This is a genomic window from Evansella clarkii (assembly GCF_002019695.1).
In the GTDB taxonomy this organism is placed as follows: domain Bacteria; phylum Bacillota; class Bacilli; order Bacillales; family Salisediminibacteriaceae; genus Evansella; species Evansella clarkii.
The window spans coordinates 1931380-1947486 of sequence record NZ_KV917376.1 but is presented as its reverse complement, the minus strand read 5'-3'; the positions used below and the strand labels follow the sequence as shown (position 1 = coordinate 1947486).

Below are 16107 nucleotides of genomic sequence, written 5' to 3'. Positions count from 1 at the left end.
TTTCCCGAAGTACCCAGCCTGTCAAAAATTAAATTCCTGCAGCGAGAGCAAGTTTCTTTAAAGCCTTTTCCCGGTTTCTGTATAACTCCTGGGCTTTTTCTACACTGATGCGTTCAAACATTATAGTACTGCCTGAGTGCATTTGTGCAAGCAAAGGCAAGTCCACAGAAATAACTGTACCAATCCTGGTGTAGCCCCCTGAAGTCTGCCGGTCGGCAAGGAGAATAATCGGCTGGCCGCTGGACGGCACCTGAACCGTCCCCATCGTAACAGCGTCAGATAATATATCTGCTTTATCTTTGTGCTCAACAACAGGACCACTAAGCCTGTAGCCCATCCTGTCCACATCTCTTGTCAGTTCATATTCTCCCGAATAAAACGCTTCGGTCCCTTCATCTGTAAAAGCCCAGTCATCCGGCCCTGGTACAACTCTGATTCGTCTGCCTCCTTGATAATCCGGCAGCATATCAGCTTTTAAAACTCTTCCAGCAAGGTTTTTCAACGGAGCACCTGGTACTCCGCCCTCAAGTATATCTCCTTTATAAAGCTCCCGTCCCTCTATGCCGCCCATACCTGCTTTCAAATAAGTGGAACGGCTGCCCAGCAGTGGTTCGCTGTTAATTCCCCCGGCCACAGCAAGATAAGCACGGACACCTGACTTGGGAACACCGAAAGAAAGCACCTCGTCCTTTTTAACAAGCACTGACTTCCAGGGTGGGATTTCACGTCCATCGACAGATGCAGATAAATCTGCTCCGCCAATGGCGATAACTGTATCTTTAAGAAACTTCAGCTTCGGCCCCATCATGGTGACTTCCAGGGCCGCTTCCGTTTCCTTGTTGCCAGCGAGAAGATTTGCGGCCCGCACAGCAAAAGGATCCATTGCTCCGGAAACCACGATTCCATATTGCTGGTATCCTGCCCGGCCAGCATCCTGGATAGTTGTAAGGAGCCCCGGCTTTTCTACCTGGATTACCGGCTCACTCATCCTCTTCCCCCCACAGCTTTCAAGGTGACGCCTTCATCTGTGAGTGTCGTGCGAAGTTTCTGCACAAAAGCAAGCGCGCTTGGCTCATCTCCGTGGACACAAATTGTGTCTGCCTGCAATTCAATAACTGAACCATCCACAGCAGTACATTTTCTATCTTTAACCATCCCGATCACCTGTGCAACAGCTTCATCCACATCATGAATCATTGCGTTTGCTTCTGTGCGGGCTGTCAGTGTTCCGTCAGGCTGATACGTTCTGTCGGCAAAAACTTCATTGGCAGTCTTCAATCCTAGTTTTTTCCCTGCCTTCACTAGTTCACTGCCGGATAAGCCGAATAAAATCAGCGATGGATGAGAATCATACACTGCTTCTGCAATAGCTTCTGAAATACTTTGGTCCACAGAAGCCATGTTAAACAAAGCGCCATGAGGCTTTACATGCTGCATTTTTGCGTTATGGATCTGGCAAAAACCATTTAACGCACTAATTTGATAGACAACAAAATTATAAATATCTTTCGGGGTAGTCTGGATTTTTCTCCGCCCAAAACCTATCAGGTCAGGAAAGCCTGGATGGGCTCCGATTCCTACTCCTTTTTCGGCAGCCATCCGGACCGTTTCCGCCATGACGTTATGGTCCCCTGCATGATAGCCGCAGGCAATATTTGCGGAAGTCACAAGCTCCAGAACCTTTTCATCCTGCCCAACCTTAAATGCACCAAAGCTTTCTCCAAGGTCACTGTTTAAATCAACCGTATACATGTTTATTCCCCCTCCTGTCTTTACAGTGAGTTATCCACTGGATGTAATTCACTGTTCTGTGAACGAAATCTGTTGTTTAATGAATGAAATTCAATATGCTATGCACGAAATCTGTTGTTCAATGAACGAAAATTAGCGTGCTATCAGCGAAAACCGATGTTCTATCAACGATATCCGTCGTCCAATCAACGAGAATTACTGTTCTATCAACGAAACTGCTCTTCTAATCCACCGTTTCATACTCCACTTCATACTCGCCAGCTTCCACTTGTTTTTTTATATCTTCATATTCCTCCGTGCTGATCGCTCGAAAACTTACATGATCCCCTGCTTCAAACAGCGAGGGGTTTTCCCGCTTACTATCGTAAAGCACCAAAGGAGTCCGGCCGATAATCCGCCAGCCCCCTGGTGTATCAAGTGAATAAATCCCCGTCTGCTCTCCGGCGATTCCTACAGAGCCGGCCGGCACATGCGAACGAGGAACTTCCAGCCTTGGTGTGGCAATTTTCGGAGCCATACCTCCCATATAAGGGAACCCTGGAGTAAACCCAAGCATATAAATCAGGTAATCACCACCTTTATGGATGGAAACAACCTCGTCAGTCGACAGGCCGTTATGGTTCGCAACATCCTCAAGATCAGGCGCGAACTCCCCTTCATAACATACAGGTACAATTACTCTTTTCGCCGGAGGAAGTTCTGTTTCCTCCAGTTTCCGGTACAGCTCCTCAAGCTCAGCCGTTATCTCACTGTATTTTTTCTCGCAAGGATCATAATAAACAGTGACTGCCGTATAGCTGGGAGTCCATTCGCGAATTCCTTTAATTCCAGCCTTACGAAGCAGTTCTGCGAATCCTCTGATCCTGTTATTTATTTCTTTGGAAATTCCCTCGCCGAACGAGACCCTGACCGCCGAATCACCCATAGGGGAAAACCGTTGTTTCTCCATCTCCAACACTCCTTACTCCATAAAGGATGCCTGCATGCTGCACGGCACCCGATACCACTTTAAAAAAGCTGGGGTATTGATACGATTAGTGTCCTCACTCCCAGATAAGCTGTTAAAACCACGACTAGCGCACCGAATACAGTGAGCCAGACCGGGTGCCTGTAGTCCCCAATAATTTTTTTATTATGGGCTGCAAGCAGGATCGAGCCTAATGTCAGCGGCAGAATCAACCCGTTAAATGCCCCTGCTAAAACGAGAAGTGCTACAGGGCGTCCAATCAGTGCGAATACGACTGTTGAAAAAACAATAAATCCGATAACCCAGTAGTTACGGTTCTTCTCAATCGATTTATGAAAAGAAGTAAGAAAAGTAACGGAGGTATACGCCGCTCCAATAACTGAAGTGATTCCCGCAGCCCACAGCACCAGTCCGAACATCCGAAAGCCTATATCACCAGCGGCTATCTGGAAAACAGAAGCTGTAGGATTATCCGGATCAAGGGCAAAACCTGCGGCCACTACACCGAGTATCGCTAAAAACAGGATAACCCTCATAATCGAAGCTACGACAATTCCTGATATAGCTGTGTTTGTTACATATCGTAAATTATCTTTGCCGGTAATGCCAGCATCAAGCAATCTGTGACCGCCGGCAAAAGTTATGTATCCACCGACTGTACCGCCGACAATCGTTACAATCGCCAGAATATCAAGCTCAAGGGGAGCAACAGTACGCAATGCCGCTTCTGCATACGGCGGCTGGCTGACGAACATGACATACGCTGTCAGAAGGATCATAAGGGCCCCTAAATACCGGACAACCTTATCCATCGCCATATTTGCCTGGCGGGATAAAAATATCAGTACACAAATAATCCCTGTAAAAACAGCACCCAGTACTGGATCCACTCCGAGAAGAGCGTTTGCCCCAAGGCCGCCTCCGGCAACGTTTCCAATATTAAAGGCAAGTCCCCCAAGGACTACAAAAAATGCTACAACATACCCAAGGCCCGGAAGCACCTGGTTGGCAATATCCTGCCCTCTTTTTTCTGCTACCGCAATAATCCTCCAAATATTCACCTGAGCGCCAATATCAAGTACGATCGATGCCAGAATAACAAAGGCGAAGCTGGCAAGCAGCTGTTCTGTAAAAACCGCAGTCTGTGTTAAAAAACCCGGGCCAACAGCGGAAGTTGCCATAAGAAATGCCGCACCAAGCAGGGCACTGAGCCGTTCCTTCGCAGTCATCGTGGTTTTGTTTAATGTATTCTTTTCCATAGATTTCATCCTTTCACCATACAGTCTTTCTTAATATGTGTAAAATCTTCACGTTGAAACATGATGATTTCACTCGATTTTAGCCGGACAATTTAAAATACCACAGATTTTGAGAAGATGTCTAAGGATTAAGCAGGTGTAGTTGCTAATATGGCAGGGTTCTGCTGATGAAATACAGGGTTGAGTTAGTTGAGGGGGGATAATTTTAGGAGGCAGGGTTGAGATATCGGCGAAAAATTTATTATATCGGCGAAATCTGGTTTTTATCGGCGAAATTTTAATTTTATCGGCGAAATCGGATGGTTTATTGGCGATGCGCCGATAAAAGGCATCTCACAAAAAATTTTTTGACAAAAGACTGTGCTTTCCATAAAGTGAACCTTCAATCACTGGGGATATTCATCCCCCACTGATTGTTAGTTGAACCAATCGGGATGTTAGCGTCCGTTATCTCCCGCCTGAACATCTTCGCTTCCCCTCATGTTTTCAGGCGGGAGTTTTACGGACGGTTACATCGGGATAAAACAAAAAAAGGATGCTATACTCCGCATCCTTTCTCAAATCACTATTAATTTTTTTTATCAATAAACGCACCATCCAGAGGAGCGTGGTCATATGGATTTTCATAACGCTGGCCTGTCTGCTTCTTCTTTTTCAGTTGCAGCATATCCCGTTTCACACTATTAAGAACTTCCTGAAGGCGTGGTCCCATTTGCTCATTACGCTCCACTGCCTGCTTTAAAATAACGGCTTCTCCTTCAGAAGGTTTTACACCGCCAATTGCCTCAATAATCCGGGTCCTCTCCTCAATGAGCCCGGACAGCTTCTCAATATAACTGTCCCGGTCATCTTTTCCCACCGTCTGAACTACATGCTCATAGAGCTGTTCCGTTACCTGGTATAGCTTCACAAACTGGCTCACAGCCGTACCGCTCCTCCGCCAGCTCCGCCACCAGCAACTCTGGAAACCCCATGACGCTGCTGCCGGTCAAGTTTAATAACCTCTTTCCATGTGTCGCGGAAATCAGCAACAAACTGTTCTGCTTCCTTTAAAGCTTGCGGATCGTTATGAGTGTTCGCATCGATGAGGCGGCTTAAAATAAAGTCGTACATCTGCATCATATTTTTCGCCACTGCAGTGTCTGTCTTAAGCGTCACCATAAGCTCGCGAATAATATTCTGCGCTTTTATGAGATTCGTATTTTTTTCCTCGATATTATTTTCCTCTATCGCTTTTGCCCCGCGCCTGATAAACTTCAGACAACCATCATAAAGCATTAGCGTAAGCTCGCCTGGAGATTTTGTCTGAATCGATTTCTGCTGATAATTCGCATACGGGTTTTTCATAGCCATTTTATAAATGCCTCCTTGTTTTCTAAAAAAAGCAATCCGTCCTCCAGCAGGTTGTCCAGCTTTTTGACTGCCTTGAAAAAATAAAGTTAGGCTGCTGTCAAAATTAATTACTGTCCCATCATCCCGCTCATCATGGACCACATCTGTTCTGCCTGTGAATTCATCTGGGCCATCGCTTTTTCCAATGCGGTAAACTGATTCCAGTACCGCTGTTCTGTCTGCTGCATCCGACGTTCAAAGTTAGTGATTCTATCCTCAAGATTATTGAGCTGCCTGCCGAGTGTAAACTGATGGTTGGTTCGTCCTTCCCGGCCGGCTCTGTCTGTAATTCTGTTAATGGCGTTATCCATCGTGCTTCTGAGTCTCCGGATAATCCCTTTATCTTCATTAGTTGGGCCATCGCCCATAAACAGCTGGCCAAGTTCTTCCCCATGGTTTTCAATGTAGTAACGGAGACGGTCTTCCCCGTTCATCCTCTGGCCGTTCGGCATTTCCCGTGAATTTGGATCAAGGATGATTTTTCCTCCATCCATATAATCACGTGAACTTACAAGCCCTATCTGTGACAGGTCCTTGATTATCCTGTCTGGATCAGTGCCCACCGATGAATATAATGCCATCCGCATCTGGTTTAAAGTAGAAGACAATGTGGAATCGTTACGGAGCAATCCGCTTCTTGCCTTTTCCTCCCAAAGCTCCACTTCCCGGTCGCTCATCGCCGACTTCTCTTCATCGGAAAGAGGATGATAATCCCGGTGCCTTTCCTCTCTCAGGGAACCATTGATCGTATCAATCAACGCATTATAATCCTCCACAAACTTCATGATATCTTCCATGATTTTGTCTGTGTTTGTTGTGGCGGTGACCATGACCATTTCTCCAGGAGGCGTTGTTCCGCTCAGGGAATAGGAAACACCATTCATTGTAAACTGGTTTGTCGTCCGCTCTGTCCGGTGCCCGTTTATTACGACAACAGCGTTCTGGCCGCTTCTGCCTCGAGTTACATTATTATTTTCATCCACTCCAAGAGTATCTTCATGAAAATCAAAGTTCATCGCGCCGAATAGAGCCCTTCCGGCATCGAGCTTGTTATTTACACCTTCATCATCACTATCCGTAACGTTAGAAAAGCTGATTTTTGCTCCCGCCCCACTGTCTGACATGGACAGTACAACCTGGGGATCGCTGCCATCAGCACTTTTATCCAGAAATGCGTTAAAGCCGAGGTTTGCCCGGTTCATTTTTGTGATAACTGACTGCAAAGTATCCTCTTTACTTATTTCTACTTCCAGTGTTTCGGCTTCTCCCCCTGGCCTAGTAACATTTACTGCAATGACAGCCCTTGAATTTAAGTTATTCTCGCTATCCCGGCCAAAAATATCTTCGGCGTTTGACCACTGACTTAATTTTTTTGAACTAACATTTTCATCTGTAATACCAGCAGAAACAAACGTACTGGATGTCGCCAGTCTTTCCACCTGCATTTGTACCGTTGTATTAGAAGCGTTGGCGTTCGCTGTCGCTGTTACTACACTGGGGTTGGAGCTGGATACTGATTTTTGCAGGAAAGTGGACTGAAGACCCAGCCCTCTCGCCGCAAATGAATCCCTGAAGCTCCTCATTTGCAGATTTATATCCCTGTAAGCATCCCGCTGCCACTCCAGTCTTGTACGATCCTGAACCAGTTTATTCAGCGGCATCCGTTCCGCCCGCATCAAATCATCGATCATCTGATGCGTATCCATACCTGTCGCAAGTCCTCCGATTCGGAGCATCTCCGTCATTCCTTCCTGCCATCTGCAATCACGCAGAATTTAATTTCTATCATTATTATCGGCAGAACCTCTTTAATCTTTAGGAAAAAATAGGATTAAACAATTTTTAACCCGCCAGTTAATAATTAATTTAACGTGTGCAAATTGCCATGGATGTTGCGCGAACCAACCTTGAAGTTGTGCGAATGACCATCAATCCCGTGCGATCCACCCTAAAAGTTGTGCAATTCACCTGAACTTGTGCGATCCAACCTGAAACTCGTGCGAATGACCATCAATCTCGTGCGATCCACCCTAAAAGTTGTGCAATTCACCTGAATTTGTGCGAACCAACCTGAAACTCGTGCGAATGCCCCTCAAACTTGTGCGATTCACCCTAAAAGTTGTGCAATCCACCTGAACTTGTGCGAACCAACCTGAAACTTGTGCAATCCACTCTCAAACTCGTGCGAACCCCCAACACTTCCTCCTCCTCCCCCAAAAAAACAAAATCCAACAAAAAACACCGCCCGGAAAAATTCCGGGGCGGTGCCACCAATCAACTATATTTTTTCATCAATAATAATCCCTGCGAACTCCAGCATGGAGGATATCATATCAAGAAATTCCCTCGGGGGGATTTCTTTTATAACTTCATCCGTCTCTTTGTCGACAATCGAGATTACCATTCTGTCGAGCTTATCATGCTGCTCGTATCTTAATGATGTATTCTGCGTTTCCATGAGCTGATTAAATGCTTCAACTTTATCTGTCAGCTCTTCCACTGTCCATTCCCTGGACTTTTCATAGGACTCTGCTTCCGCTTTACGCGAAGATGTATCCACACTTCCTTGTGCAGGGCCCTGCTGCACCCGATTCGTCTGGGCTTTTGAAAAAAGCTCATTCACGGACATCGTTCCAGTAGATTTCACTTCCATGTGATCCACTCCTTACCCTATTCTGTTTTTAGTTATATCGGAATGTTCCGGAAGTTTGTTAATGGTTTTCTTCTGCTCCGCAAAAAATAAAAATCACTTTTAACTCATCAGGTTCAGATATTACTTCAAATGACTGAACAGGAACGAGAATGCTTCCCAGTCGTCCGTCTCTGGCAGCTCCTCATTCCCCGCCATTTCAACCGCATCCTGGAAGGTTCCGTAAAACAGCAGCTCCCCCTCATATAAATAGGCCGCTTTATGCGCCAGCTCTCTTATTTCCTGAAGGTCGTGGCTGGAAAACAACAGTATTTTTCCTTCCCCGCTGATCTCTTTTAAAAATCGGATAATCTCCAGCTTAGACTGCACATCGATTCCTACGGTAGGCTCGTCAAGGATAATAAGCTCCGGATCATGGAGCAATGATAAAACGATGTTCAGCTTCCGCTTCATCCCTCCCGAAAGCTGGTCCGTCCGTTCATTTAGCTTCAACGATAATCCCGCCATTTCCGTCAGCTCCGCCACCCTGTCTTTACTGACGTTTACAGGTGCCATCTCTGCCCAGAACTTCAGCTGTTCTTTTACTGTGAGTTTTGGAAAAAGAGTAAGCTCCTGAGTGACATAACCTGCCTGCTTCCGGAAACTGGCCTTATTTTTTTCCACGAGAGAATCGTTGAAAATTACTTCACCGCTATCTGGCTTTAATGCAGATGAAATCATTTCAAATAAAGTAGTCTTCCCCGCCCCATTTGCCCCGAGCACAGCAACACAATCGCCCTTCCCCACCCGGAAGCTTATATCTTTGACGACAGCCTTCTTTTTATAAAACTTAGTCAGTCCTTTAACTTCTAAAGCCATATTTCCACCTCACAACGAGAAAACTGATGAAAAACAAAGCAACTGTTATTACGCCAAGATAAATAGCCGCCTCAAAAAAACTACTTCCATTAACTCCTTCTATCAATAAATATTGGGGCGCGACATAATTCCATGGAAACACAGGTACACCCACTGCTGAAAAGGTCGTGAGTATCCCGACAACTGCTATGCCCATCAACAGGGCATATTTTTTTGACCGGAAAAAAGCAGCGAGCAAAATCCCCAGATAACAGGAGCAAAAAACATATAAAACGAGCATAAGGGTCGCTGGCCCAATCCATACTCCAGATTCAGGGACTAAATAAACGAGCAGCCCAAGCAGAAAGACTAGCTGCAGGCCCCCAAGAAGCAGTGCAGGAACACTGCTCCCGATGAAGTACTGCCATGGTTTAACGCCAGAAAGCAGAAACCTTTTCTGGAAATTCTGCTCCTTGTCCTCGATCACCCAGTAAGCCAGGGAAAACAGAAAAAGCATTAATACGGCAGAAATTAGCAGCAGAAGTGTCCGGAGGCCTTCTGCTGCGGCTCGTTCCCCTTCCCTGGCCTCAGTCCCCTGTTTATACAATGGCAGCTCCGTTGCCGCCACTGACATGAGAGGTTCCGGCTCCCACTGCCCGTCCGTATATTCCCAGGCCTCCAGCCATGTTCCGGAATCCACCTCTAACTCGTACTTGTTCCTGAGTTCCACCGTTCTTTCTGCTGCCTGGTAATTACTAATAAAACGCATCACTTCTGAGGCAACGATTTCCTTTACAAACGGTACACCCAGAGAGGATTCTGACTGATACACATGAATCAGACTGTTTTTTTCTCCCATTAATATCTCGTCTTTAAAGCCAGGCTCAAACAGAATCCCTGAATCTGCCTCGTTGGTGAGAACGAGCTGCTTCATCGTATGTTCATCCGTAACTTCCAGCCTGATTCTGCGGTTTTCCCCAAGCTTCTCTATAACTCTTTCAGAATAGTCCGTTTCGTCAAGATCTGCCACAGCTACAGGGATTCTCGCTTCTTCCACAGTAATGTCATAAAAGATGTACATAAATAGCACGGTGATTACCGGAAGAAGAACGAAGGAAAGCAGGCTTGTTTTAGTTGTAAGAGTGAGCTTAACCCGAAGCCTTATCATTAACAGCAGACGCTTCATCCTATCGCCCTGCCTTTCTTCTTTCATTGATCCATGCCCCTGTGAAAAATAGCGTGGTGAAGCCAGCCATAACCGCAGTGCTGCTCCTGATTGTTTCTTCGTCTCCGAAAAATGCCGTTGCCATAAGGCCTTCTCTCATCCAGTAAGTAAAGGTGTAACTCCCTGCGTCCCCGGCCCACTCCGGAAAAAAAGCAAGCGGAAGTACGGCCCCTCCCAGTAACAGGAGTACAAACAGCACGGATATTCCGATTACTGCTTCGGCAAACTGCCCCAGCGAAAATGAAGACAGAAGGGTGAAAAACATTGCTGTAACAGCGGCTCCTAAGCTTGCGGCAGTTACGAAGGACAATAGATTGTTCCCCAAGGAATTATCTACGATTAGAAAATAACCACCAATAAAAACAGTCAGCTGAGCAGCCAGCACCAGGAAGCTCGTTAAAAAATCAGCAGTAACTTTAACCCCGGGAGTACATCCTGCAAGCAGCAGCCTTTTGTTCATAGAATGGCTGAAATCATTTCTCATAAGAATCAGAAGGAGGAATCCTGTTATAAGGGTAAGCGCTGTCGCAGCCGCGGCCAGATAATATTCTTCGAGAGTGAATATGCCTGTTTCCGAAAGGGTCTCCGTTGCAAAAATTTGATTTCTTCCAAGTGACGTAAAAGTAAAATCAATGATTGCCTGCTGTACTTCCTGATTCAGCGACTGGCTGTCTATTTCATCCCGGAGAAAAAAGTGGACGGTGTTAACCCCGCTCTGGGCGGCGCTTATGAGATCTGCCCCACTCTCCATGACTGCAAGAAAAAGCTGATACTGTAAAGGCCGCTGGGGATTTCCAACGACCTGAACAGGGGTATTTTTACCGATGCGTAAATCCTCACTGAAATTCTCAGGAATAACTGCCATCGCGGCAGCTTCATTGTTTTCCAGAAGCTCCAGCCCTTCACTCTCGCTCGTACGGATAAACTCCACTACCCTGCTGAATTCCTCCGAGGAAGCGAGCTGGTGAATAATCGCCCTTGTCTCAAGGGAATCATCCTTGTCAGCAAGAGCCACATGAAACGGCTCCACATAAGCCTCCCGATCAAAAATCGGCTGGAGGGCGTATATGAGAAACAAGCTCCCCAGAATAGGAAGGCCGGCAAAAGCAAGCAAAACGGCAGGCTGTTTCAGCATTGTTTTCAGTTGCAGCAGTACCAGCGCTTTGATCTTTTTCATACCGACCCTCTCTTCTTCTTTGTGGTTTAGTTTAGTAAAAAAAATAACAGTCTTGTTTTATGGACAAATTTCCGCTGCTTTGTACGGATTTGTCCCGTTTTTTTTTTGCTGGACAAATTTCACCTTCAAACCGCTAATTTGTCCAGCAAACTCTTTTTTCTGGACAAATCCACAGCTGAGAGGACAGATTTGTCCAGAGTCTGCCTTCTCTCTGGACAAATTCTGAGAAACTATATGAGATTTGTCTAGATTTAACCTAATTTATGGATTTTTTTGTATAACTTACCCAAATTTACTGGACAAATTTCACCTTCAAACCACTAATTTGTCCAGCAAACTCTTTTTTCTGGACAAATCCACAGCTGAAAGGGCAGATTTGTCCAGATTCCGCCTTCTCTCTGGACAAATTCTGAGAAACTATATGAGATTTGTCTAGCTTTAGCCTAATTTATGGATTTTTTGTATAACTTACCTAGATTTACTGGACAAATTTCACCTTCAGACCACTAATTTGTCCAGCAAACTCTTTTTTCTGGACAAATCCACAGCTGAGAGGACAGATTTGTCCAGATAAACTCCGCAATGTAAAAACCTCATAACCTTCCCTGCATAATTAACCAACCTTAAACTACTTTAATACCATCCCGCCTGATACATGATATTCTCCAGGTTGTACCCGATTTCTTCCATTATCATCATCAGCTCGTACTCGCTCATTTCGAAGACGTTGACAGCAGTGTCTCCGCTCAAATCAGGAAAGCCAAGAGAACTGGTAAACTCTGTTTTGCTTTCAACTGCAAGATTCAGGTTCACTTCCTGATAGCCGGCCCAGTAGTCATCCACTCCAACATTCAGCACCAGCTCAAAATCCCTGTTTGAATAGTTTCTGCTAAGGTTCTGATCTGTCGTCTGAATAACCGTTCCGTTTATCTTCGGAATGTCACTGCCCACTTCATAGCCGCTCATCCTCAAATCAAAGTCCGTTTCCTTTGTATCGCCGGACAGCGTGGTATCCAGAGATAACCGGACGTCAAAAGCAACATCACCATAATCTATTAATTTACCGCCCACATTAGTCACAATCTGATCTTTTCCTGTTTCAGAGTTCCAGTAAGCAGTAAACTGTCCCATATCAATATCTGGAGGAGCAACCGTTAGTTCTCTCGTAACCTCCTCTATGCCACTGTTCTGCCAGACAGAAGTTTCATAGGAAAAATTCATTGTATCAGCTGGATAATACGGATCAGCCACCTGGAAATGAACATTCCTGCTGATAATATTTTCACCTCGGTCTACAAGAAGCTCACTTGTGAAACCGCCAGGCATATTAATATATTCCAGTCCTTCTCTCATCTCACTGAAGCCGTATCTCATCTCCTGAAGCATATCTTCCCGGGAAAAGTAAGATTCATCAAAAGATCCGGAAGATTCAGCCATATCAAGCAGAAGATTTTGCAGATCATTATCCTGTTCAAGCTTTGCAATTAATCCTTCAAGCAAGTTTTTCACATCCCGTTCTGAGAGTGATAACGTTACTTTTCTGAACGATTCCCCTTTATACTCCTGCCCGCTTTCCAGTGTGAAATGCTCATCCTCTAAAAATGAAGTAATGTATGTTACATACTCCAGACCGTGTTTTTTCAGCTCATCCTCATACTCTGTGGAGCTTGTCATGTATTCAGTGTAGTTCTCAATTCGATCAGGACCGTAATACCAAGGGTCTATCCCTGTCATAAACGAGCCGAAGTCATTATTGTTTATAAAAAAGTACTCATCATATAAAAACGGTACACTAATTCCTGTCTGGTCATCAGACTGGAACGCCTCTGCTTCAAATACATTCGTTCCGTTTAAAAGCAGTGCTAATGAAGCCATGCCTTTTGCGCTTTCAGGGTCCTGGCTCATAGACACCTGGATCGCACTGTCACTTAAATAGTGGTTCAACTGGGCAATTTCCGGTATGTTGTGGCCATCAACGCCACCTGTAATCGTCATTTCGCTCCTGTATGCCTTCTCGCTCATCATTCTGCTGAGTTCCATGTCATCGCCAAAAAGCTCTTCAAAGCTTTCCTTCATATCTTGTAAACTATTTAACTCGGCAGATAAATACACTTGTTTTGGTGACTTATTAAAAATAACCCCGTAAGAAACACCGCCTACTGTAAGAAGCAGCACTGTGGCCGCAATTATTGCGATGAAGCCTTTTTTCTTTGGTTTGTATTTCTGGTTATGTACATTTGAACGTTCTTCTGATGCCTCTTTCCTTACTGGCGGATCACCAGCTGTGCCGGTTTCCCCTGTGGATGACCCAGCTGCTGGATCACTTCCCGTCTCAGATGTCTCTTCAGCTGACAGTTCATCATTTTCACGTATCACGCCAACTGGCTTTTCCTCTTCTTCTGCCGGCCCCTGTGAAGAATCAGTCAGACTTGCCCCGCACTTGCCGCAGAACTTATCTTTCTGGCCTATCTTATTCCCGCAATTACTACAAAATTTCATCCCGCACCCCCGTTTTTATTCTGTTGTTATCTGTAAAAAAAGGCCATATTTTTCGACAAATAGTCCCTTTTTCCTCTATGTGAATATAGTACCATAAGTTTCGGGTTTCAAAGGGAGTTATTTTGGGTATTAGAATATTTATTTTCAGTAATTTAAGCGAGGTCAATATTTATTACATCTCCCCTTGGTTTCTTAAAAGCGGGTGACTTTTTTACGCTTTCCGTTGCCATATTTGGTCGTATAATGTTCTGATTTACTTGCTTAACCTCCCCCCTTCAGTTAACTCAGTCTTTATATATCACAAACAAACTCTCCACTTGAGAGATGAAAAAGAAACCAGTCTGCCTCTGCACATAATTTATCCCCTTCCATCAAAGACTAGCTTCAAAAGGGGGCTGGATTTATGAAGAAAGTGACTGCCGTATTCTGGATATCTGTCATTATATCGATTATTTTTATCCTGTGGGGTGTCATCTCCCCTGCACACCTGGGGAGTGTGATGAACACAGCACTAGGTTTTTTCCTGGAAAACTTCGGCTGGTTTTACCAGATTTCTGCTACCTTCTTCCTCGTCTTTGCTCTCTTCCTGATTTTCAGCAGATATGGGAAGATTAAGCTTGGCAAGGATGAAGATAAACCTGAATTCAGCCGGCCTACCTGGTTTGCGATGCTGTTCAGCGCCGGAATGGGAATCGGTCTGTTGTTTTTCGGCGTCTCTGAGCCTATCTCCCATTACGCGAATCCGCCATTTATCGAAGGCAGTACAGAAGAAGCCGCCATTCTGAGCCTTAGATATACATATCTTCACTGGGGGTTTCATGCGTGGGCCATTTATGCGACTATCGCCCTCGGACTCGCTTACTTTAAATTCAGAAAAGGGTATCCCGGTCTAATGAGCGCCACTCTCCGGCCAATTATCGGGAAGAAATCAGAGGGCCGTACAGGGAAAATTATTGATATCGTAGCGGTTTTTGCAACGCTTTTCGGTGTATGTGCCTCCCTCGGGTTAGGGGCGGCCCAGATAAACGGCGGACTCAGCTATTTAACAGGGATTCCAAATAATTTTACGATCCAGCTGATAATTATTTCTATAGTTACTGTTCTGTTTATGATCAGTGCAGGAACAGGAATTAAAAGGGGCATCAAATATTTAAGCAACACAAACTTAGTTTTGGCAGTAGTCCTTTTTCTTGCAGTTATAATTCTTGGACCGACGATCTTCCTGCTGGACTTATTTACGACTACCTTTGGAAGCTATGTGCAGAACCTTCCTGCGATGGGGCTTCGCCTGTCACCATTTGACCGGGAAAATGCCGCCTGGCTGCAGGGCTGGACGATCTTTTACTGGGCATGGTGGATTGCCTGGGCGCCATTTGTTGGAACATTTATTGCCCGTGTTTCCAAAGGAAGAACCATCCGGGAATTCGTCATTGCTGTTTTAGTGGCCCCGACGATAGTTTGTACCCTTTGGTTCTGCGTTTTCGGGGGGACTGGGATCTTTTATGAGTACAATCTTGGGGTAGATGTTTCCGGGCAGACGCTCGAAACAGCTTTATTCTTTGTATTTCAGCAGCTGCCATTAAGCGGTATTTTATCGGTAATCACGATTCTGCTGATTACCACCTTTTTCATTACATCCGCTGATTCCGCTACGTTTGTACTCGGAATGCAGACGACAAACGGAAGCACCGAGCCGCCGAACATGGTCAAGTACAGCTGGGGAATTATCCTGGCTGCAGCTGCGGTGGTCCTTATGGCTTCCGGAGGACTGGAAGGACTTCAGACAGCAATCATCGTCAGCGCATTCCCGCTGACATTCGTCCTGTTCCTCATGTGCTTCTCTATGATAAAAGCATTTAGGACGGAAGTTAAACCTAGGCCGGGAAAAGCAAAGGAAAAGCGGAAAAAGAAAATGGAAGATCCGGAAGGGGAAGTTTCCCCCACTTAAGATGAGGAAATATACAGTAAAAAGGATGCCTCAGTGGCATCCTTTTTTCGTGTGCTAGTTCGACAAAATCCGGGTGGTGCCTGTGAAAAGCCCCCTTATAATGGACAGGTAAGGTATGATAAACGTACGACATATCTAGTTTTTAAGGGGGCTATTTTTTATGGGAAAAACACATGTAAGTGTCGAAACTAAATTGGCAGCTGTACGTCGTGTATTGGAAGAAGGGGATCAAGTTTCAGTAATCGCAAGTGAGCTTGGGTTACACCGTGATACGATCTATAGGTGGATAAATACCTATAAGCTTAAAGGAGAACAAGGACTAATTAACCCTCGTTCTACTACTTCTATAAAAGCTTCGCCATCTCAGGTTGAAGCTGAAAAAAGAATTAAAGAACTAGAAA

At 45.2% G+C, this 16107-nt stretch carries 14 protein-coding genes; 2 read left to right on the top strand and 12 right to left on the bottom strand.

From position 1 onward, the window contains the following. Nucleotides 1-28: 28 nt before the first annotated feature. The 12 genes from BK582_RS08735 to BK582_RS08680 form a co-directional block, all read right to left on the bottom strand. On the bottom strand, nucleotides 29-988 hold the full coding sequence (locus tag BK582_RS08735; RefSeq protein WP_078594349.1) for a 5-oxoprolinase subunit C family protein: 960 nt from the start codon (nucleotides 986-988) through the stop codon (nucleotides 29-31). Then, nucleotides 985-1752: a LamB/YcsF family protein gene (locus tag BK582_RS08730; RefSeq protein ID WP_078594347.1), complete on the bottom strand. Its 768-nt coding sequence runs from the start codon at nucleotides 1750-1752 to the stop codon at nucleotides 985-987. Before BK582_RS08730 ends, BK582_RS08735 begins: the two co-directional genes overlap by 4 nt. 223 nt (nucleotides 1753-1975) lie before the next feature. After that, nucleotides 1976-2701: a 5-oxoprolinase subunit PxpB gene (pxpB, locus tag BK582_RS08725; RefSeq protein WP_078594345.1), complete on the bottom strand. Its 726-nt coding sequence runs from the start codon at nucleotides 2699-2701 to the stop codon at nucleotides 1976-1978. A gap of 59 nt (nucleotides 2702-2760) precedes the next feature. Next, nucleotides 2761-3978, bottom strand: coding sequence for an NRAMP family divalent metal transporter (locus BK582_RS08720; protein WP_078594343.1), 1218 nt, complete (start codon nucleotides 3976-3978; stop codon nucleotides 2761-2763). Nucleotides 3979-4546: 568 nt separating this feature from the next. Further along, nucleotides 4547-4900, bottom strand: coding sequence for a flagellar protein FliT (gene fliT, locus BK582_RS08715; RefSeq protein ID WP_078594341.1), 354 nt, complete (start codon nucleotides 4898-4900; stop codon nucleotides 4547-4549). Further along, nucleotides 4897-5331: a flagellar export chaperone FliS gene (gene fliS, locus BK582_RS08710; protein WP_078597907.1), complete on the bottom strand. Its 435-nt coding sequence runs from the start codon at nucleotides 5329-5331 to the stop codon at nucleotides 4897-4899. Before fliS ends, fliT begins: the two co-directional genes overlap by 4 nt. Before the next feature lie 107 nt (nucleotides 5332-5438). Continuing rightward, nucleotides 5439-7115, bottom strand: a complete 1677-nt coding sequence (locus BK582_RS08705; protein ID WP_078594339.1) for a flagellar hook-associated protein 2 — start codon at nucleotides 7113-7115, stop codon at nucleotides 5439-5441. Nucleotides 7116-7648: 533 nt separating this feature from the next. Continuing rightward, the gene (locus BK582_RS08700) at nucleotides 7649-8023 is read right to left on the bottom strand and encodes a flagellar protein FlaG (protein ID WP_078594337.1); all 375 of its coding nucleotides are present in this window, start codon (nucleotides 8021-8023) and stop codon (nucleotides 7649-7651) included. A gap of 120 nt (nucleotides 8024-8143) precedes the next feature. Continuing rightward, nucleotides 8144-8878 (bottom strand): ABC transporter ATP-binding protein, encoded by a 735-nt coding sequence (locus BK582_RS08695; RefSeq protein ID WP_078594335.1) that lies wholly within the window; start codon nucleotides 8876-8878, stop codon nucleotides 8144-8146. After that, complete coding sequence (locus tag BK582_RS08690) at nucleotides 8862-10070, bottom strand: ABC transporter permease (protein ID WP_078594333.1); 1209 nt, start codon at nucleotides 10068-10070, stop codon at nucleotides 8862-8864. Before BK582_RS08690 ends, BK582_RS08695 begins: the two co-directional genes overlap by 17 nt. After that, nucleotides 10045-11259: an ABC transporter permease gene (locus tag BK582_RS08685; protein WP_078594331.1), complete on the bottom strand. Its 1215-nt coding sequence runs from the start codon at nucleotides 11257-11259 to the stop codon at nucleotides 10045-10047. The genes BK582_RS08690 and BK582_RS08685 overlap by 26 nt, the downstream gene beginning before the upstream one ends. Nucleotides 11260-11892: 633 nt before the next feature. After that, nucleotides 11893-13758: a zinc ribbon domain-containing protein gene (locus tag BK582_RS08680; protein ID WP_078594328.1), complete on the bottom strand. Its 1866-nt coding sequence runs from the start codon at nucleotides 13756-13758 to the stop codon at nucleotides 11893-11895. 403 nt (nucleotides 13759-14161) lie between these two features. Between BK582_RS08680 and BK582_RS08670 the strand changes: the two genes are divergently transcribed. Further along, entirely contained in the window at nucleotides 14162-15706 is a 1545-nt protein-coding gene (locus BK582_RS08670) for a glycine betaine uptake BCCT transporter (protein WP_078594324.1), read from the top strand. Nucleotides 15707-15866: 160 nt separating this feature from the next. Then, nucleotides 15867-16107, top strand: a 241-nt coding sequence (locus tag BK582_RS08665) for a helix-turn-helix domain-containing protein (protein WP_139368320.1), incomplete at its 3' end; no start/stop codon positions are given.

Excerpts from the sequence above, each read along its gene's own strand:
- BK582_RS08735 (WP_078594349.1), bottom strand. The coding sequence starts at position 988 with ATGAGTGAGCCGGTAATCCAGGTAGAAAAGCCGGGGCTCCTTACAACT.
- BK582_RS08730 (WP_078594347.1), bottom strand. The coding sequence starts at position 1,752 with ATGTATACGGTTGATTTAAACAGTGACCTTGGAGAAAGCTTTGGTGCA.
- pxpB (WP_078594345.1), bottom strand. The coding sequence starts at position 2,701 with ATGGAGAAACAACGGTTTTCCCCTATGGGTGATTCGGCGGTCAGGGTC.
- BK582_RS08720 (WP_078594343.1), bottom strand. The coding sequence starts at position 3,978 with ATGGAAAAGAATACATTAAACAAAACCACGATGACTGCGAAGGAACGG.
- fliS (WP_078597907.1), bottom strand. The coding sequence starts at position 5,331 with ATGGCTATGAAAAACCCGTATGCGAATTATCAGCAGAAATCGATTCAG.
- BK582_RS08705 (WP_078594339.1), bottom strand. The coding sequence starts at position 7,115 with ATGACGGAGATGCTCCGAATCGGAGGACTTGCGACAGGTATGGATACG.
- BK582_RS08700 (WP_078594337.1), bottom strand. The coding sequence starts at position 8,023 with ATGGAAGTGAAATCTACTGGAACGATGTCCGTGAATGAGCTTTTTTCA.
- BK582_RS08695 (WP_078594335.1), bottom strand. The coding sequence starts at position 8,878 with ATGGCTTTAGAAGTTAAAGGACTGACTAAGTTTTATAAAAAGAAGGCT.
- BK582_RS08690 (WP_078594333.1), bottom strand. The coding sequence starts at position 10,070 with ATGAAAGAAGAAAGGCAGGGCGATAGGATGAAGCGTCTGCTGTTAATG.
- BK582_RS08685 (WP_078594331.1), bottom strand. The coding sequence starts at position 11,259 with ATGAAAAAGATCAAAGCGCTGGTACTGCTGCAACTGAAAACAATGCTG.
- BK582_RS08680 (WP_078594328.1), bottom strand. The coding sequence starts at position 13,758 with ATGAAATTTTGTAGTAATTGCGGGAATAAGATAGGCCAGAAAGATAAG.
- BK582_RS08670 (WP_078594324.1), top strand. The coding sequence starts at position 14,162 with ATGAAGAAAGTGACTGCCGTATTCTGGATATCTGTCATTATATCGATT.